Genomic DNA, 17,006 nt, shown 5'->3' on the forward strand with positions numbered 1-17,006 from the left:
CCGGCGACCCGCCCAGGACGCCCTCCACCCGCAGAGGTCCGATCCCATGCCGACGTTCGACACCCCCTTCCCCGTCCAGATCCGCACCGACGTCTCCGGCGGCTCCCTCCGGGTCCGCGCCGCCGACCGCTCCGACACCGTCGTCACGGTGCGCCCCAGCAACGAACGCAGCTCCGCCGACGCCCAGGCCGCCGACCAGACCCGGGTCGAGTACGCCGACGGGAAGCTGGTGGTGACCTCGCCCCGGCGTCCGCGGCTGCTCTTCTTCGGCAACATGCCGTCGGTCGACATCGAGGTCCTCGTCCCCGAGGCGTCGAGCCTCGAAGCGGTGCTGTCCGCCGGCGACGTCGACTGCGAGGGACGGCTCGGCGACGTGCGGATCGACAACCGTTACGGCGACATCCGCATCGACCGCGCCGCGACGCTGCACGCCCGCACGTCGGCCGGCGACATCACCGTGGTGCAGGTCGACGGGGACGGCGAGGCGAGCACCTCCTACGGCGAGATCCGGGTCCGGACCGCCGGCGGAGACCTGCGACTGGACAGTGCCTGTGGCGACATCACCGTCGAGCGTGCACTGGCCTCGGTGGGTGCGACCACCAAGTACGGCCAGGTGAGCGTCCACCAGGCCGCTGCGGGATCCCTGGACCTCGCCACCGCCTACGGCAAGGTCGAGGCCGGCATCACCGAGGGCACCCCCGCGTGGCTGGACCTGGAGTCCTCGTCCGGGAAGGTCCGCAACCAGCTGACGCCCTCCGACGCCCCGAGCGAGTCCGACGAGCCCCTCCGGATCCGGGCCCGCACCTCCTACGGCGACATCGTGGTCCGGCGGGCCTGACCCGCTTCCGCAGTCCTCCCCTCCCTCCGACAGAGAGCTGAGCCATGTCCATGTCCAGTCCCCCGGCGATCTCGATCACCGGGCTCCAGAAGGCCTTCGGTGACCACGTCGTCCTCGACGGCCTCGACCTGACCGTCGCCGAGGGCACCGTCTTCGCACTCCTCGGCCCCAACGGGTCGGGCAAGACGACCACCGTCGACATCCTCTCCACCCTCATCTCCGCCGACGCCGGAACCGTCCGTGTGGGCGGCGCCGACGTGTCCCGCGAGCCGGATGCGGTGCGCGCCGCGATTGCCGTGACCGGCCAGTTCACCGCGGTCGACAACCTGCTCACGGGTGTGGAGAACCTGCGGCTCATGGCCGACCTGCACCACCTGGGACGGCGTGAGGGTCAGCGCCGGGCCGCCGACCTGCTCGAGCGCTTCGACCTGGTCGAGGCGGCCACGACCACGCCCGCCACCTACTCCGGGGGCATGCGGCGCAAGCTCGACCTCGCGATGGGCCTCATGGGCGACCCGCAGATCGTCTTCCTCGACGAGCCGACCACCGGGCTCGACCCGCGCAGCCGCCGGGCGGTGTGGGACGTCGTCCGCGGCCTGGTCGCCGACGGCGTCACGGTCCTGCTCACCACGCAGTACCTGGAGGAGGCCGACCAGCTGGCCGACCGGATCGGCGTCCTGAACGGCGGCCGACTGGTCGCCGAGGGGACCGCCGAGGAGCTCAAGCGGCTGGTCCCCGGCGGGCACGTCCGCCTGCAGTTCGACGGCGCCGATGCCCTCGACCGTGCCGCCCGCGCGCTCGGGGTCGAGACCACCGATCCCGCCGCACTGGACCTGGAAGTGCCCAACGACGGCAGCGTGCAGGCGCTCAAGGCCCTGTTCGCCCGGCTCGACGAGGCCGCGGTCGAGGTGTCCGGGCTGACCGTGCACACCCCTGACCTGGACGACGTCTTCCTGGCCCTCACCGGCCGCCCGACCACCGACGAGAAGGTGCCCGCGCCATGACCACGCTCTCCTACACGCTCACCGACAGCGCGACGATGCTGCGCCGCAACCTCAAGCACGCGGTGCGGTACCCGGTCCTCACGCTGATGGTCGCCGGCATCCCCGTCGTCCTCCTGCTGCTGTTCGTCTTCGTGTTCGGCGGCACCCTCGGGGCGGGACTCGGCGGGGTGTCCGGCGGCCGCGCCGAGTACGCCGACTTCCTCACGCCCGGGATCCTCGTGCTGGCGATCGCCAGCGCCGCCCAGGGAACGGCGATCTCGGTCGCCATGGACATGAACGAGGGCATCATCGCCCGCTTCCGGACGATGTCGATCGCCCGCGCGTCCGTGCTCACCGGGCACGTCGTGGGGGCCGTGGTCCAGACGCTGATCGGCCTCGCGTTCGTCGTGGTGGTCGCCCTGCTGATCGGGTTCCGGCCCGACGCGAACGTCGTGGAGTGGCTCGCCGCGACCGGTCTGCTCGTGCTGGTCAGCTTCGCGCTGTCCTGGCTGTCGGTCGCGATGGGCCTCGCCGCCAAGAGCGTCGAGGGCGCCAGCAACCTGCCGATGCCCCTGATCCTGCTGCCGTTCTTCGGCAGCGGCTTCGTCCCGACCGAGACGATGCCCGCCGGGCTCCGGTGGTTCGCCGAGTACCAGCCCTTCACGCCGATCATCGACACCCTGCGGGGGCTGCTGACCGGCACGGCGATCGGCTCGAGCGCGGCCCTGGCCGTCGGCTGGTGCGTCGCCCTCGCCCTGGTGGGCTACCTCTGGGCGCGCTCCAGCTACGACCGCCGTCCCGCCCGGTAGGCCCGGACATGGAGCGGCCCCTGTCCCTCGCGAGGGACAGGGGCCGTTCCAGTGCCGCTAGCGCTTGAGCGCGTAGGTCTTCAGCAGGCCGCGGCTGATGATCGTCTTCTGGATCTCGCTGGTGCCCTCACCGATGAGCAGGAACGGCGCCTCACGCATGAGCCGCTCGATCTCGTACTCCTTGGAGTAGCCGTAGCCACCGTGGATCCGGAAGGACTGCGTGGTCACCTCGGCGCAGTACTCGCTGGCGATCAGCTTGGCCATGCCGGCCTCGACGTCGTTGCGCGAGCCCGCGTCCTTCAGCCGGGCGGCCCGCACCATCATGGTGTGCGAGGCCTCCACCTTGGTCGCCATCTCGGCGAGCTGGAAGGCGATCGCCTGGTGCTGCGCGATCGGCTTGCCGAAGGTCTCGCGCTGCTGGGCGTACTGGATGGCCAGTTCGAAGGCCCGGATGGAGATGCCGCAGGCGCGGGCGGCCACGTTCACCCGGCCCACCTCGACGCCGTCCATCATCTGGGAGAAGCCGCGGCCCGGCGCCCCGCCGAGGATGTCGTCGGCCTTGGCCGCGAAGCCGTCGAACACCAGCTCGGTGGTGTCGACGCCCTTGTAGCCCATCTTGTCGATCTTGCCGGGGATCGTGAGCCCCGGGAGCACCTCGCCGAAGCCGGCGGGCTTCTCGATGAGGAAGGTCGTGAGGTTCTGGTGGGGCTTCTCGGCGCCCTCGTCGGTGCGCACCAGCGCCGCGACCAGCGTGGAGCTGCCGCCGTTGGTCAGCCACATCTTCTGGCCGTCGATGACGTAGTCGCCGTCGTCGGTCTTCGTGGCCTTGGTGCGGATGCCGGCGACGTCGGACCCCAGACCCGGCTCCGACATCGAGAACGCACCGCGGACCTCACCGGTGGCCATGCGCGGGAGGAAGCGCTCCTTCTGCTCCTGCGTGCCGTGCTGCAGGACCATGTAGGCGACGATGAAGTGGGTGTTGATGACACCCGAGACGCTCATCCAGCCGCGCGCGATCTCCTCGACCACCAGCGCGTAGGTCAGCAGCGACTCCCCCAGACCGCCGAACTCCTCCGGGATCATGAGGCCGAAGATCCCGAGCTCCTTGAGGCCGTCGACGATCTCCTGCGGGTAGATGTCGCCGTGCTCGAGCTCCTGGGCGTTCGGGATGATCTCCCGGTCGACGAAGGTCCTGACCGTGGACAGGATCTCCTGCTGGATGTCGGTCAGGTCCGCGGTCTGCGCGAGGCGGGTCATGGATCTCCTCCGGGACTCCGGTGTCCGTAGTTACTCGTCAGTATGGGGTACCGCGGGTCGGCGTCCCGGGTGTGCCTGCTCACGCCCGGTCGGGGGATCCCCGCGCGCCGGACGCCGTGCCGTCCCCGAGATCGTGGTGGAGTACGCCCTGATCGGCGACCGCTGGACGGGGAGGAACCCATGAGCACGAGCGACGAGAACCTCTACCGCGGCGACCCCCCACCGCCGCCGTCCGTCCCGCCCGCCTACGGCCCGCCACCCGGCCAGCCCCCGGCACCCGGGTACGGCCCGCCCCCCGGCTACGGGCAGCAGCCCTACGGAGCCCCGCCCGGGTACGGCCCGCCGCCGGGCTACCCGATGCCGTACGGGCGGCCGACGAACACGATGGCGATCCTCGCGCTGGTGCTGGCGTTCGTCTTCGCCCCGGCCGGCCTGATCCTCGGCATCGTGGCGCGCAAGCAGATCCGCGAGACCGGTGAGGACGGCGACGGGTTGGCGCTGGCCGGCATGATCGTCGGCGGCATCTTCACCGCGATCTTCGTGCTGGTCATCGTCTTCTGGATCGTCGCGCTCGCCTCGATCGGCAGCGGGTCCTTCGGCCCCTGAAAGGAACCCGACCCACTCACCCTCGCACGCTCGGGGCGAGCCTCCGGACGGGGCCTTCCAGCCCCTGTCCGGGGGCACACCTCAGCCTTCGGGTGGGGTGAAGGACGAGGTGCGGTCCATGCCCGCGGCGCGACCCTTGCCCGCGATGACCAGGGCCATCTTGCGGCTGGCCTCGTCGATCATCTCGTCGCCCAGCATCGCCGAGCCCTTCTTGCCACCGGCCTCCGACGTCGCCCAGTCGTAGGCGTCGAGGATCAGCTCGGCGTGGTCGTAGTCCTCCTGGGACGGCGCGTAGATCTCGTTGGCCGCGTCGATCTGCCCGGGGTGCAGCACCCACTTGCCGTCGAAGCCGAGCATCGCCGACCGCTTGGCGACCTCCTCGAAGGCGGGCACGTCGCGGACCTGCAGGAAGGGGCCGTCGATGGCCTGCACGCCGCGGGCACGGGCGGCCATGAGGATCTGCATGAGGATGTAGTGGAACGGGTCGCCCGGGTAGTCCGGGTGCAGGGCGCCGACCACCAGCGACTTCATGTTGATGCTGGCCATGAAGTCGGCCGGCCCGAAGATGATCGTCTCGATCCGGTCGCTGGCGAACGCGATGTCGTTGACGTTGATCAGGCCCTGGGCCGTCTCGATCTGCGCCTCGATGCCGATGCGGCCGACCTCGAGGCCGTTGGCCTTCTCGATCTGGGTGAGCAGCAGATCCAGCGCCTTGACCTGGGCGGCGTCCTGGACCTTGGGCAGCATGATCGCGTCGAGCTCGGCGCCGGCGCCGCCGACGACCTCGAGCACGTCCTGGAAGGTCCACTCCGTCGTCCAGTCGTTGACCCGGACGGTGCGGATCTTGTCGCCCCAGCCGCCCTCGTTCAGCGCCGCGACGATGTTCTTGCGGGCACCGGGCTTGGCCAGCGGCGCGCAGGCGTCCTCGAGGTCGAGGAACACCTGGTCGGCCGGGAGGCCCTTCGCCTTCTCGAGGAAGCGCGGGTTGCTGCCGGGGACGGCCAGGTTGGAACGACGGGATCGGAGCTCGGCCACGGTGCCTCCGCTGATCGATGGGGTCGGATAGTCGGTTACCGGAGAGTAGCGACGGCGGAATCGCGTCGCGCTCCGGCCGATACCCGCCCCCGCCCGCCGACGGCGCGGTTGTGGTCGATGACACGCACCGACTCGCCGGATCGGGCGACGTCACCTGCACGGTCGGACCTCAGGTGGCGGCTTCCACCAGGGTCGTCGGGCGGCTGGCCCGTACCACCAGCGTCACCCCGACGACCACGGCCACCATGCCGGGCAGCGCCAGCAGTGGCGGTGCCTGGTCCAGCAGCACCAGCGCGACGATCAGCGACCCCGGCACCTCGAGCAGGATCGCGAGGCTGACGATCGTGGGACCGACCGTGGACACGACCAGGTTGAACACCGTGTGGCCGAGCAGCTGGGCGACGAAGGTGATCGCGGCGATCAGCCACCAGTCACGGGCACTGAACCCGGCGAGGGGGACGTCCGCGATCACCGCCGCGACGGCGAGGACGAGCGCGCAGGTCGAGTAGCAGACGACCGCGTAGGCCGACGTCGCCAGCCGTTCCCGCGCCCGGGCACCGGCCAGCACGTATCCCCCGGCGAAGATCGCCCCGAGCAGGGCCAGCCCGTCCCCGGCCACCGCCTCCAGGCTCACCGTGACGTCCACGCCGGCGATCAGTGCGGCGCCCACGACCGCCAGCAGCAGGCCCCACCACACGGCTCTGGGCAGGTGCACGCCGGAGAGGCGGGCGGCCAGCGCCGTCCAGATGGGGGTGGTGGTCACCAGTGCGATCGAGGCCGCGACGGTCGTCATCGACAGGCTCGGCAGCCAGGCGGCGAAGTGCGCGGCGAGGAACAGGCCGGCGATCCCGGAGCTCCGCAGGTCGCGCCACCCCAGGCCCGTCAGCGTCGATCGTTCGCGGGTGATCAGCACCGGCAGCATCGCGACGGCGCCCGCGGCGTTGCGCCAGAACGCGATCGCGAGCACCGGGGCTACGACCAGCGCGGTCAGCGGTCCGGACAGCGAGATGCCGACGACCGCGACGGCCATGAGGGCGATGTCCCGTCCGCCGGGACGGTGCAGCGCCCAGGCGGTGGACGCGGTGCTCTGGGTCGTCACGGAACCCGGATGCGCCCCGCCGCGATCGGCACGACGGTGCCCTGCACGGTCGCCGACCGGGCCTGCCCGCCGGCCGCGGTCACGGTGCAGGTCAGCACGGACGGGCGGCCCAGCTTCTCGCCCTGCCGGATGACGTAGGACGACGTCCCGTCGGCGCCGAGCAGCCCCGTCGCGACCAGCCAGACGCCGGTGCCGAGGGCCGCGGAGCCGGTGGCCGGGTCCTCGTCCCAGTGCAGGTCGCCGGCGAACACGCGCGCGTACGCGGTGGCGGTCGCCGCGTCCCAGGAGAGCACCGAGACGCCCTCGCCGACACCGAGGCCGTCGAGTGCGGCCGTGTCCGGCACTGCCCGGTCGACCGCCCCCGGCGTGACCGCCAGGTAGGTGAACGGCAGCCCGCAACCAGCCATGTGGGCGGGGACACCGGCGACGTCGTCGGCCGACAGCCCCATCGCCGAGGCGAGTGCCTCGGGTGCCCGGGCCTGGCCGAGCATCGGGGTACCGCCGGTGAGCGTGGCGCCGTCGTCGTCGACGTCCAGGTCGAGGACACCGACGCCGCACTCCTGGCGGAGTGTTCCGGCGGACAGTCGGCCGGTGCGCACCAGCGTGTGGGCCGCGCCGACGCTCGGGTGCCCGGCGAAGGGAAGTTCGGTCGACGGGGTGAAGATCCGCACCCGGTAGTCGGCGCCGAGCTCGGTGGGCGCGCAGATGAAGGACGTCTCCGAGAGATGGAACTCGTTGGCCAGCGCCTGGCACTGCTCCGTGGTCAGGTCGTCCGCGTCGAACACCACGGCCAGCGGATTGCCCGCGAAGGCTCGCGGCGCGAACACGTCGACGACCTCGTACTCCAGAGTTTCCTGGCCCGCCACGGGCCCGACGGTAGCCTTCGCGTTCGTGACGACGGTGACCCGGGCTTATGTCTCCAGATTGGCCGGACTGACCGTCTTCGACCCCAACGGCGACCGCGTCGGCAAGGTCCGCGACGTCGTCGTCGCGCTGCGGGTCGACACCGCCGCACCGCGGGTCCTCGGCCTGGTGGTCGAGGTCGTCGCGCGGCGCCGGATCTTCGTGCCCATGGGCCGGGTGACCGCGATCGAGTCGGGGGCGGTGATGCTCGCGTCGGGCACCCTCAACCTCAAGCGCTTCGAGCAGCGGGCCGGGGAGACGCTGGTGCTCGGCGAGCTGCTGGACCGCACGGTGCACATCAAGGAGTCCGACCGCCCGGCGCACGTCGTCGACGCCGGCATGGAGCAGATCCGCACCGGCGACTGGGTGCTCTCTCGGCTCGCCGTCCAGGAGCCGGGCCGGCTGGGCCGGCGCGGACAGCTGCACCAGCTGAGCTGGGACGAGGTCGACGGCCTGGCCCTGCCGCAGTCGGGGCAGGGCACCGAGACGCTGCTCGCCACCTACCGGGAGCTCAACGCCGCCGACCTGGCGCACGCGCTGCAGGAGCTGCCGGCCAAACGCCGGCACGAGGTCGCCGAGGCGCTGGACGACGAGCGGCTGGCCGACGTCCTGGGCGAGCTGCCCGAGGCCGACCAGGTCGTCATCCTCGCCACGCTGGAGGAACGGCGGGCCGCCGACGTCCTCGAGGCGATGGATCCCGACGACGCCGCCGACGTGCTCGCCGAGTTCTCCAACGTCGACCGGAACCGGCTGCTGGAGCTCATGGAGCCCGACGAGGCCGAGCCGGTGCGGCAGCTGCTCAAGTACTCCGAGGACACCGCCGGCGGGATGATGACCAGCGAGCCGGTGATCCTCTCCCCCGACGCCACGGTCGCCGAGGCGCTGGCGCGGGTGCGCGAGCCGGAGCTGACGCCGTCGCTGGCCAGCCAGGTGTACGTGTGCCGGCCGCCGTCGGCCACGCCCACCGGCCGCTACCTCGGCCTGGCGCACATCCAGCGACTGCTCCGCGAGCCACCGTCGAGCCTGGTGAGCGGCATCCTCGACGACCTCGAGCCGCTCCGGCCCGAGGCCCCGCTCGCCGAGGTCACCCGCTACTTCGCCACGTACAACCTGGTCGCCGCCCCCGTCGTCGACGACAAGGGCCGGCTGGTGGGCGCCGTGAGTGTCGACGACGTCCTCGACCACCTGCTGCCCGACGACTGGCGTGAGCGGGCGCGTCGTGGCTGACAGCCAGCGGCTCGACGTCCCCCGGGGCCGGACGCGCAGCCTCGGCAGCTTCCTCCGGCTCAACCCCGACGCCGTCGGCAACTTCGCGGAGGGGATCGCCCGTTTCCTGGGCACCGGCCGCTTTCTCGCCGTCCAGACGATCCTCGTCGTCGTCTGGATCACGCTGAACGTCTTCGCCGTCCGGCTGCGCTGGGACCCCTACCCGTTCATCCTGCTCAACCTGGCCTTCTCCACGCAGGCCGCCTATGCCGCCCCGCTGATCCTGCTGGCCCAGAACCGCCAGGCCGACCGCGACCGCGTGCAGGCCGAGGAGGACCGCGCCCGCGCGGCCTCGATCCGCGCCGACACCGAGTACCTGGCCCGCGAGCTGGCCTCGCTGCGCGTCGCCGTCGGCGAGCTGGCCACTCGCGACTTCATCCGGGGCGAGCTCAGCAGACTCCTCCTCGTCGACGACGACGCCGAGAAGCGTGAGAAGAAGGCGAAGAAGAAGCGCGACACCGGCGCGCTGACGCCGGCCGACCCCACGGCATAAGGCTGTCCACGACCGGGGCCTTGCGCACCGCCCGCCTGGTGCTCGAGCCGTTGCGGATCGACCACGCGGCCGAGGCCGCGCAGGCCTTCGACGACGACCGGCTGCACACGTTCACCGGCGGGAAGCCGGCGACCGAGGCAGAGCTGCGCACCCGGTACTCCCGGCAGGCCGGCGGGCACTCCCCGGACGGCGGCGAGACCTGGCTCAACTGGGTTCTCCGCCGCCGCGACACCGGCGAGCTGATCGGCACGGTCCAGGCGACGGTGACCGAGGCCGGCGCGGAACTCGCCTGGGTCGTCGCCGTGCCGCACCAGGGGTGCGGTTACGCCCGGGAAGCTGCGCTGGCGGTCCAGGGCGATCTCCGGCGCGCGGGCATCTCCCGGTTCAGCGCGTCCATCCACCCCGACCACCGGGCGTCGGCCGGGGTCGCCCGCGCGCTCGGGATGGCTCCCTCCGGCACCGTCGTGGCCGGCGAGATCCGGTGGACCGACGGCTGAGAACTGTCGGCCCCCGGAGCTACGGTCGCTGCGTGAGGACGCTGACGAAGACGCACATCGTGGTGCCGTCGCCGATCGGCCCGCTGACCCTGGTCCGTGAGGACGGCGCGCTGGTCCGGCTGGCCATGGCCCCACCGACGGCGCTCGACCCGGAAGCGCTCGGCGAGCAGTCCGGCGAGGGGTTCGACGACGTCGTCCGGCAGCTGGGCGAGTACTTCGCCGCCGAACGGACGTCGTTCGAGCTGCCGCTGCGGCCCGCCGGCAGTGACTTCGAGCTGGCCGTGTGGGACCAGCTGACCCGCATCCCCTACGGAGAGACGCGGTCCTACGGGCATGTGGCGAGGGCGGTGGGCGAGCCGGGTGGCGCCCAGGCCGTGGGCGCCGCCAACGGGCGCAACCCGATCGCCGTCGTCGTGCCCTGCCACCGGGTCATCGGGGCCGACGGCAGCCTGGTCGGCTTCGGGGGCGGGCTGCCGCGCAAGCGGTTCCTGCTCGACCTCGAACAGCGCGGCGACCGCCTGTTCTGATGCGGCTGTGCCGTCAGGACAGGACGGTGTCGAGCACGTCGAGGGCGTACCCGGCCAGCCAGGCCATCGGCAGGACGAGGACGATCGCCCATGCCCGCGTGCTGCGGTGCCGCGGGAGCAGCACGACGAGCACGAGCGCGACGGCGACGTCCACGACGAGTTGGACGCCTGTCCCGTGCCCCGCCAGCACGATGGCCGCCGCACCCGCGAGCAGCGCACCCGGCAGGATGCCGCTCCGCCGTCCTGCCCACCACACCGCGAGCGCGGTGGCCGGGACGGCGGTCGCCGACAGGAACAGCCAGGCGGTCAGCAACCGGCCGTTCCAGCCGAAGTCCAGGACCACTGCTGCCCACGCGTAGTAGGCGACCGACATGGCGGCGAAGAAGACGGCCGACCGGAGCACCGCGGCGACTCCGGTGGGGGAGAGCCACCCGAGCAGCGCCACCACCAGCACCCAGGCCGCCGGATAGCTGCCCAGGTCGGCCGCCCAGCGCCAGCCGGACTCGTCGGCCGCCTTGGCAGCGACGCCGGCGATCCCTCCGACCAGGGCGAGGCCGCCCACCAGGGGCGCGACTGTGCACGTATCCACGCCTGAACGGGAAAATGACGTGGATACGCGCACAATCACGACCTCTGTCAGCCGAAGAGGACGTGCACGAGCGCCCCGGCGGCGCCGGCCAGCAGGAGCACGACGATGAACGGTGCCCGCAGCGCCAGCGCGAGCGCCGCGACGGCGAGGCCCACCAGGCGGCCGTCGAGGACGAGGTCCTGGCCGCTGGCCGCGGCCTGCACGGCGACGAGGGCACCCAGGAGCGCGGCCGGTACGAAGTCGACGATCCGGGCGACCCAGGGCTGCTCGACCCACGCGGCCGGCACGGACAGCCCGGCGAGCTTGAGCAGGTAGCAGCCCAGCGACGCGGCGAGGACCGCCGCCCAGAGGGAGGTGCCGCTCATGCCTGTTCCTCCGACGGGGCCGGAGTCCCGACGGTGCGGGGGCGCCCGGCCAGCGCGACCGCCACGACCGCGGCGATCACCTGCACCCCGGCGGGCACGAACGGCGTCAGGGCCAGCGCGACGACGGCGCCGCCCACCGCCACCCGCCGTTGCGTCGCGGCCTCGGGGAACGTCCTGCGCAGCCGCGGCCAGAGCAGCGCCAGGAAGGCAGCGGGGACGACGGCGTCGAGGGCCGCCCGCGCGGTCCCGCCCAGGCCGGCGGCGCCCAGCGCACCCACGAGCGTCATGGCGTTCCACATCAGGTAGATCGACGCGCCCGTCACGAGGAACGCAAGTCTGCCCAGCACCGGGTTCGGGGCGGCGAGGGCCATCGCGGTCGTCTCGTCGATGACCCAGTGCGCCGTCCCCACCTTGCGGACGACGCCGCGCGGTCGCAGCAGGGGAACGAGGCGGACGCCGTAGACGGTGTTGCGGGTGCCGAGCAGCAGCGCGCTCCCGACAGCGGCGAGCGCACTCCCGCCCGCGCCCAGGACGCCGACCAGCGCGAACTGCGAGGCGCCGGTGAACATCAGCGCGGACAGGCTCACCGCCTGCCAGACGCTCAGCCCGGCGGCGTCGGCCGCAGCCCCGAAAGCCGCCCCGTACAGGCCTACCGCCAGGCCCAGCCCGAGGGAGTCGCGCACGGTGGCCGAGCGCTCGGGAGAGGACACTCCGGCGAGGTTAACGGCCCTCGCCTGCGCGCCCGATCAGCCGCGGGTCGCCGCGAGCGTCTCCACCAGCTCCGCCCGCAGCCGCTCGGCCGTGACGAGCAGGTCGTCGATCTCCCACAACCCGCCCCGCGCGGCCTCGGCCGCCTCGTCCAGCAGCCGTGCGGCGGAGGCCAGCTCGCGCTGCACGACGATGCCCGGTCCGCCGGTGAGCGCGAACCCGGGGTCCCCGCCGAGAGCGCCGGCCGCTCGGCGGGCCAGCGCGGCCAGGGCCAGCAGCGTCCGGCCCGCGGGCGTTCAGCCGGCGTAACGGTCGGGGGTGTCGTCGGTCCCCACGGAGAGGAGGACGTCGTCCAGGAGGAGCCGGAGGTCGTCGGGAGCGGAGGTGCGCGTGGTGCCGGTGTCGAGCAGCGTCGTCGTCATGTCGGCGACGGTCGTCCTGAGGGGCACCACCGGGCATCGTCCGACCGGGCAGTCCTCAGCCCCCGGCGGCGCCTAAGCGAGGGGGCGCGGATCTGAGGCCCTCAGACGGCGCTGCGCGCCAGATCACCCTCCTCGGAGCGGTGGGGCGGGCCGCCCGCCGTACAGTGGCAGGCGACCCGATCGTGCAGGTCCCGCCGTCCTCAGGCCGACCGCCGTACCAGGGTCCCCCGTCGAAGGAGACACACGCACCGATGACCGACACGCTGACCGGCTCGCCGGCGCTGGACGCCGTCAACGCCGCTCTGGCCACCGTCCAGGACCCGGAGATCAACCGCCCGCTCACCGAGCTGGGCATGGTCAAGGACGTGCAGATCGGCGCCGACGGTTCCGTCCGCGTGGATGTCTACCTGACCGTCGCCGGCTGCCCGATGCGCGAGACCATCACCAACCGGGTGACCACCGCCGTGTCCGCCGTCCCGGGCGTGACGTCGGTACAGGTCGAGCTCGACGTGATGAGCGACGAGCAGCGCTCCGAGCTGCGCAAGACCGTCCGCGGCAGCGACACCGCCGAGCCGGTGATCCCGTTCGCCCAGCCCGGGTCGCTCACCCGCGTCTACGCGGTGGCTTCCGGCAAGGGTGGCGTCGGCAAGTCCAGCGTCACGGTGAACCTCGCGGCCTCGCTGGCCAGGCGCGGGCTGTCGGTAGGTGTCGTCGACGCCGACATCTACGGCCACTCGGTGCCGCGCATGCTGGGTGTCGAGGACAAGCCGACCCAGGTCGACAACATGATCATGCCGCCGCAGGCATACGGCGTGAAGGTCATCTCGATCGGCATGTTCACCCCGGGTAACACGCCGGTCGTGTGGCGTGGGCCGATGCTGCACCGCGCGCTGCAGCAGTTCCTCGCCGACGTGTGGTGGGGCGACCTCGACGTCCTGCTCATGGACCTCCCGCCGGGCACCGGTGACGTCGCGATCTCGGTGGCCCAGCTGGTGCCGAACGCCGAGATCCTCGTCGTGACGACGCCGCAGCTCGCCGCCGCCGAGGTGGCCGAGCGCGCCGGGGCGATCGCCACGCAGACCCACCAGCAGGTGGTCGGCGTGGTCGAGAACATGTCGTGGCTCGAGCTGCCCGACGGCTCGCGCATGGAGGTCTTCGGCTCCGGTGGTGGCGAGGCCGTCTCCGACGCGCTGACCAAGACCCTCGGCGCACGGGTGCCGCTGCTGGGCCAGATCCCGCTCGACACCCGGCTGCGCGAGGCCGGCGACGCCGGTGCCCCGATCGTGCTGGCCCAGCCCGACTCCCCCGCCGCGCAGGCGCTGGAGAAGATCGCCGACACCCTCGCCGTCCGTCAGCGCGGCCTCTCCGGTATGTCGCTCGGCCTCACGCCCGTCCGCCGCTGAGAGAGAACGGCATCGGTCACGGGATGAGCGACCAGGTCAGCGGCAGCATCACGATCGACGCCCCAGCGGCCGTCGTCTTCGCGATCCTGGCCGCCCCGCGCCAGCACTCCCGGATCGACGGCTCCGGATCGGTGGGCTCGATCATCTCGGGGCCCGAACGGATCACCGCGAAGGGCGAGCGCTTCACGGTGCGGATGAAGCTGTTCGGCGTCCCCTACGTGATCGTCAACCGCGTCGTCGAGTTCGAGCAGGACCGGCTCATCGCCTGGCGCCACTTCACCGCCAACCGCTGGCGCTACGAGCTGACGCCCACGCCGGACGGCGGGACGACGGTCACCGAAACCTTCGACACCTCGCGCGCGGACCCGGTGACCGACGCCGTCGTGCGCTGGGCGAAGTTCCCAGAGCGCAACCGTGAGGGCATCGTCGGAACCCTCGAACGGCTCAAGAAGGCGGCGGAGGCGGACGCCACGGCCTGATCCGCGCCCCACACCCGCGCGCTCTTCCCCGGTCTTGCGGCGCTGCAACGGCGCGAAAGCGGGCCGAAGAGCGCAGGAGCAGCGGCCGCTAGGTCGCGTCGGGGTCGAACGGTGGCGGCGTCGCGTGGTCGCGGGGACGGGCTGCCGCAGCGGCCGAGCCGACCACCGCAGACGCCGTGGACCCCGTACTCCGGTGCACGGTCGGCTCGTCGTCGTCGCCGAGCAGCTGGTTCCGGATGAACGTCTTCGGGTGGTACTTGCGCAGGTCGATGTCGCGCAGTTCGGGCAGGTCGTCGCCGAGGGACTCGTTGACCTGCTCCCGGACCCCGGTGATCGCCGCCCGCACCCGCTTCAACCCGGTGGCGGCGTCCTTCGCCAGCGTGGGCAGGCGTTCCGGACCGAAGATGAAGAGAGCAGCGAGGCCCAGGACGATGATCTCGCCCCAACCGATCGAGTCGAACACCGCCGCTCCCGTCCTCCGTGGCCGCACGAGCGCGGCGTCACCAGCGTAGGTCGCGCGCCTGGACGATTGCTGGCGGCTTGCTGAACGGCTTCAGGCAGCGTCGAGCGTGGCTTCGAGCTCGGTCGAACTGCCGCCGCGCACGACCTCGACGGTGATCGTGTCACCGGGATCGTGGGAGTCGACGGCGACGGTGAGTTCTTCGGAGCTGCCCACCGGCTTGCCTTCCACGGCGATCACGACGTCCTCCTCGCGGATGCCCGCCTTGGCCGCCGCACTGCCCGGCTCGACGTTGAGCACCAGGGCGCCGTCGCGGGCGCTGTCGGTGACCGAGCGGGTGGCCACCCCCAGCGAGGCGTGCACGGCGGAGCCGGTGCCGATGAGCTGCTCGGCGATGTCGCGGACGGTGTCGATCGGGATGGCGAAGCCGAGGCCGATGGAGCCGCCGCCGGTGGACGCGATCGCGGTGTTGATCCCGATGACGGCCCCGGTCGCGTCGACCAGGGCACCGCCGGAGTTGCCCGGGTTGATCGGGGCGTCGGTCTGCACGGCGCTGATCACGGCGTTGGTGTCGCTGCCCTCGCCCGCCAGCCGCACCGGCCGGTCGAGGGCGCTGACGATGCCGCTCGTGACGGTGCCAGCCAGGCCGAGCGGCGAACCGATGGCCACGACGGGGTCGCCGACGACGACGTTGTCGGAGCTGCCCAGGGAGGCGGTCACCAGGCCGGGCTTCTCCACCTTGAGGACGGCGATGTCGCTGGCCGGATCCCGACCGACGATGCGGGCGACCGACCCGCTGCCGTCGGAGAAGACGGCCCGGATCTCGGCACCCTCGACGCCGTCCGCGCCGGAGACGACGTGGTTGTTGGTGACGATGTAGCCGTCCTCGCCCTCGATGACCACGCCGGAGCCCGTCGCGCCGGCCTGGCCGACCCGCACCTCGATGGAGACGACGGCGGGCGTGACGCTCTCGGCGATGGCGGAGATCGAGCCGGGTTCGCGGGTCACGCCGGGGTCGACATTGGACAGCTGGGTGCCGGGGGACAGCAGCGGCGTCTCGCCGTTGGTCCGGGTCAGGTACCAGCCCAGGCCCCCGCCGATGGCGCCCACCAAGAGGACGGCGAGCAGCGCGAGCACCGAGAGCCGGATCGAGAGGTCACGCAGCCGGACCTTCTTGCGGCCCTTCGCGTCCACGACGATCGGCCCCGGCTGGGTGGCCTCGTCGTAGACCGCGGGGGCGCCGAGTCCGGCGGGGGCGTAGGGATCGCGCCACGGATCGCTGCGGGCGTCGGGCTTCCACCACGGCCCGGTGGCGGTGCGGCGGCGTCCCGGCCGGCCGGCGGGCGGGTCCTGCAGGCCGCGCTGGCCGGTCGAGGGCGGGCCGAACGCGCGGAGCAGCGCCTCGGCCGGCGGGGGCGGCAGCCGCCGCGCGGGCGGGGTCGGCCGGTTGTCGGCGAAACTACCGTCGACCGCCTCCGGGCGACCGAAGGCGGCCTCCTGCCCGGGGGTGGGACGCGGCCCGGCGACCGCGCGGGGGGCCAGCCGATCCGGGGCGTCGCCGAAGGAACCGTCCGCGGCCGCCGGTCGGGCGAAGACCGCGGCACCGTCGGGAGCTGAGGCGTCAGCTGCCGAGTGCTTCCCCGGGGAGTCGTCGGACGGACGGTCGTCGGGGGTGCTCAGGGGGTTCCACCCGGTTGCGACAGGACCGTGTTCGTGCCGACCGTGAGGGTGCGCACGACCGGCGGCACGACCTCGGTGTGCTCCTCCGGCGACGACGGGCCGGCGACCGGGCTCTCGCGCTGCGGGACGGGGGCGGCACCCGGCAGGTTGAGCGCCAGCGCCGTGACCCCGACGCCGAGCCCGACGAGCGTGCCGGCCAGCCCGCGGCGCAGCCACCGCGCGGTGTGGTCGGAGGTCTCCCGGAGACGCGGCTTCAGGTCGACCGACCAGGCACCAGAGGCGCCGGTGACGGTCAGCTCTCCCGGGCCGGCGGTCATGATCCCGGTGCCGCCGCCCGAGCCGGGGACGTCGGTGGTGAAGGGGATGGCGCACAGCCGGGACATCAGGTCACCGGGGACGGCGACGTCGGCGCTGTCGTGCAGCGCCTCCTTCGCCTCCCGCTGCGCCTCGACGGCCAGCCGGCACTGCATGCAGCCGCCGAGGTGGCGGGCCGCGCGGTTGGCCGGGCCGGCGGTGAGCTCACCGTCGACGAGCGCTGCGATGGCCTCCTGGGCGAGATGGCTCTCCGTGATGCTCACGAGTCCTCC

22 protein-coding genes are annotated in these 17,006 nt (G+C 72.7%); 10 read left to right on the forward strand and 12 right to left on the reverse strand.

The features are described from left to right. Positions 1–46: 46 nt before the first annotated feature. The 3 genes from E4P38_RS05675 to E4P38_RS05685 are packed head-to-tail and all read left to right on the forward strand — an operon-like array spanning position 47 to position 2,630. Positions 47–838, forward strand: a complete 792-nt coding sequence (locus E4P38_RS05675; RefSeq protein WP_135130799.1) for a DUF4097 family beta strand repeat-containing protein — start codon at positions 47–49, stop codon at positions 836–838. Between the two features lie 50 nt (positions 839–888). Then, positions 889–1,842, forward strand: coding sequence for an ATP-binding cassette domain-containing protein (locus tag E4P38_RS05680; RefSeq protein WP_135130800.1), 954 nt, complete (start codon positions 889–891; stop codon positions 1,840–1,842). After that, a complete protein-coding gene (locus E4P38_RS05685) occupies positions 1,839–2,630 on the forward strand; it encodes an ABC transporter permease (protein WP_135130801.1) in 792 nt (263 codons plus the stop codon). Before E4P38_RS05680 ends, E4P38_RS05685 begins: the two co-directional genes overlap by 4 nt. Before the next feature lie 57 nt (positions 2,631–2,687). On the opposite strand, the gene E4P38_RS05690 is transcribed toward E4P38_RS05685, so the two are convergent. Next, positions 2,688–3,887, reverse strand: a complete 1,200-nt coding sequence (locus E4P38_RS05690; protein ID WP_135130802.1) for an acyl-CoA dehydrogenase family protein — start codon at positions 3,885–3,887, stop codon at positions 2,688–2,690. Positions 3,888–4,067: 180 nt separating this feature from the next. Between E4P38_RS05690 and E4P38_RS05695 the strand changes: the two genes are divergently transcribed. Beyond that, entirely contained in the window at positions 4,068–4,493 is a 426-nt protein-coding gene (locus E4P38_RS05695; RefSeq protein WP_135130803.1) for a DUF4190 domain-containing protein, read from the forward strand. Between the two features lie 81 nt (positions 4,494–4,574). Here the strand turns inward: E4P38_RS05695 and E4P38_RS05700 are convergent, their stop codons facing one another. The 3 genes from E4P38_RS05700 to E4P38_RS05710 all read right to left on the reverse strand — a co-directional run bounded on the left by E4P38_RS05700 (position 4,575) and on the right by E4P38_RS05710 (position 7,493). Next, positions 4,575–5,528, reverse strand: coding sequence for a CoA ester lyase (locus tag E4P38_RS05700; RefSeq protein ID WP_135130804.1), 954 nt, complete (start codon positions 5,526–5,528; stop codon positions 4,575–4,577). Positions 5,529–5,697: 169 nt separating this feature from the next. Then, positions 5,698–6,627, reverse strand: coding sequence for a DMT family transporter (locus E4P38_RS05705; RefSeq protein ID WP_245160819.1), 930 nt, complete (start codon positions 6,625–6,627; stop codon positions 5,698–5,700). Next, a complete protein-coding gene (locus E4P38_RS05710; RefSeq protein WP_209308952.1) occupies positions 6,624–7,493 on the reverse strand; it encodes a PhzF family phenazine biosynthesis protein in 870 nt (289 codons plus the stop codon). The genes E4P38_RS05705 and E4P38_RS05710 overlap by 4 nt, the downstream gene beginning before the upstream one ends. 25 nt (positions 7,494–7,518) lie before the next feature. On the opposite strand from E4P38_RS05710, the gene E4P38_RS05715 reads away from it, so the two are divergent. The 4 genes from E4P38_RS05715 to E4P38_RS05730 are packed head-to-tail and all read left to right on the forward strand — an operon-like array spanning position 7,519 to position 10,313. After that, a complete protein-coding gene (locus tag E4P38_RS05715) occupies positions 7,519–8,757 on the forward strand; it encodes a CBS domain-containing protein (protein ID WP_135130805.1) in 1,239 nt (412 codons plus the stop codon). Further along, the gene (locus E4P38_RS05720) at positions 8,750–9,289 is read left to right on the forward strand and encodes a DUF1003 domain-containing protein (RefSeq protein ID WP_135130806.1); all 540 of its coding nucleotides are present in this window, start codon (positions 8,750–8,752) and stop codon (positions 9,287–9,289) included. The genes E4P38_RS05715 and E4P38_RS05720 overlap by 8 nt, the downstream gene beginning before the upstream one ends. A gap of 20 nt (positions 9,290–9,309) precedes the next feature. After that, the gene (locus tag E4P38_RS05725; RefSeq protein WP_135130807.1) at positions 9,310–9,786 is read left to right on the forward strand and encodes a GNAT family N-acetyltransferase; all 477 of its coding nucleotides are present in this window, start codon (positions 9,310–9,312) and stop codon (positions 9,784–9,786) included. A 32-nt stretch (positions 9,787–9,818) separates the two neighbouring features. Beyond that, on the forward strand, positions 9,819–10,313 hold the full coding sequence (locus E4P38_RS05730) for a methylated-DNA--[protein]-cysteine S-methyltransferase (protein ID WP_280791050.1): 495 nt from the start codon (positions 9,819–9,821) through the stop codon (positions 10,311–10,313). Positions 10,314–10,326: 13 nt separating this feature from the next. Here the strand turns inward: E4P38_RS05730 and E4P38_RS05735 are convergent, their stop codons facing one another. The 5 genes from E4P38_RS05735 to E4P38_RS22830 all read right to left on the reverse strand — a co-directional run bounded on the left by E4P38_RS05735 (position 10,327) and on the right by E4P38_RS22830 (position 12,424). Further along, positions 10,327–10,902 carry a hypothetical protein gene (locus E4P38_RS05735; protein ID WP_135130808.1) on the reverse strand — a complete coding sequence of 192 codons (576 nt, stop codon included), beginning with the start codon at positions 10,900–10,902 and terminating at the stop codon, positions 10,327–10,329. A 47-nt stretch (positions 10,903–10,949) separates the two neighbouring features. Beyond that, positions 10,950–11,267 (reverse strand): AzlD domain-containing protein, encoded by a 318-nt coding sequence (locus E4P38_RS05740; RefSeq protein WP_135130809.1) that lies wholly within the window; start codon positions 11,265–11,267, stop codon positions 10,950–10,952. Then, on the reverse strand, positions 11,264–11,977 hold the full coding sequence (locus E4P38_RS05745) for an AzlC family ABC transporter permease (RefSeq protein ID WP_135130810.1): 714 nt from the start codon (positions 11,975–11,977) through the stop codon (positions 11,264–11,266). Before E4P38_RS05745 ends, E4P38_RS05740 begins: the two co-directional genes overlap by 4 nt. Positions 11,978–12,013: 36 nt before the next feature. Next, a complete protein-coding gene (locus tag E4P38_RS22825) occupies positions 12,014–12,163 on the reverse strand; it encodes a hypothetical protein (protein WP_167760459.1) in 150 nt (49 codons plus the stop codon). A 108-nt stretch (positions 12,164–12,271) separates the two neighbouring features. Beyond that, positions 12,272–12,424 (reverse strand): hypothetical protein, encoded by a 153-nt coding sequence (locus E4P38_RS22830; protein WP_167760460.1) that lies wholly within the window; start codon positions 12,422–12,424, stop codon positions 12,272–12,274. Positions 12,425–12,648: 224 nt separating this feature from the next. Between E4P38_RS22830 and E4P38_RS05750 the strand changes: the two genes are divergently transcribed. Both E4P38_RS05750 and E4P38_RS05755 read left to right on the forward strand, forming a co-directional pair. Then, the gene (locus E4P38_RS05750) at positions 12,649–13,800 is read left to right on the forward strand and encodes an Mrp/NBP35 family ATP-binding protein (protein WP_135130811.1); all 1,152 of its coding nucleotides are present in this window, start codon (positions 12,649–12,651) and stop codon (positions 13,798–13,800) included. 23 nt (positions 13,801–13,823) lie between these two features. After that, positions 13,824–14,279, forward strand: coding sequence for an SRPBCC family protein (locus tag E4P38_RS05755; protein ID WP_135130812.1), 456 nt, complete (start codon positions 13,824–13,826; stop codon positions 14,277–14,279). Positions 14,280–14,367: 88 nt separating this feature from the next. Here E4P38_RS05755 and E4P38_RS05760 read toward each other — a convergent pair whose 3' ends face one another. The 3 genes from E4P38_RS05760 to E4P38_RS23150 form a co-directional block, all read right to left on the reverse strand. Continuing rightward, positions 14,368–14,742, reverse strand: coding sequence for a twin-arginine translocase TatA/TatE family subunit (locus E4P38_RS05760; protein WP_135130813.1), 375 nt, complete (start codon positions 14,740–14,742; stop codon positions 14,368–14,370). Positions 14,743–14,832: 90 nt separating this feature from the next. Continuing rightward, positions 14,833–15,933, reverse strand: a complete 1,101-nt coding sequence (locus tag E4P38_RS05765; RefSeq protein WP_245160820.1) for a trypsin-like peptidase domain-containing protein — start codon at positions 15,931–15,933, stop codon at positions 14,833–14,835. Positions 15,934–16,415: 482 nt separating this feature from the next. Then, on the reverse strand, positions 16,416–16,997 hold the full coding sequence (locus tag E4P38_RS23150) for a hypothetical protein (RefSeq protein ID WP_209308953.1): 582 nt from the start codon (positions 16,995–16,997) through the stop codon (positions 16,416–16,418). Between the last annotated feature and the right edge of the window lie 9 nt (positions 16,998–17,006).

The organism is Blastococcus sp. CT_GayMR16 (assembly GCF_004570875.1).
Lineage (GTDB): Bacteria > Actinomycetota > Actinomycetes > Mycobacteriales > Geodermatophilaceae > Blastococcus_B.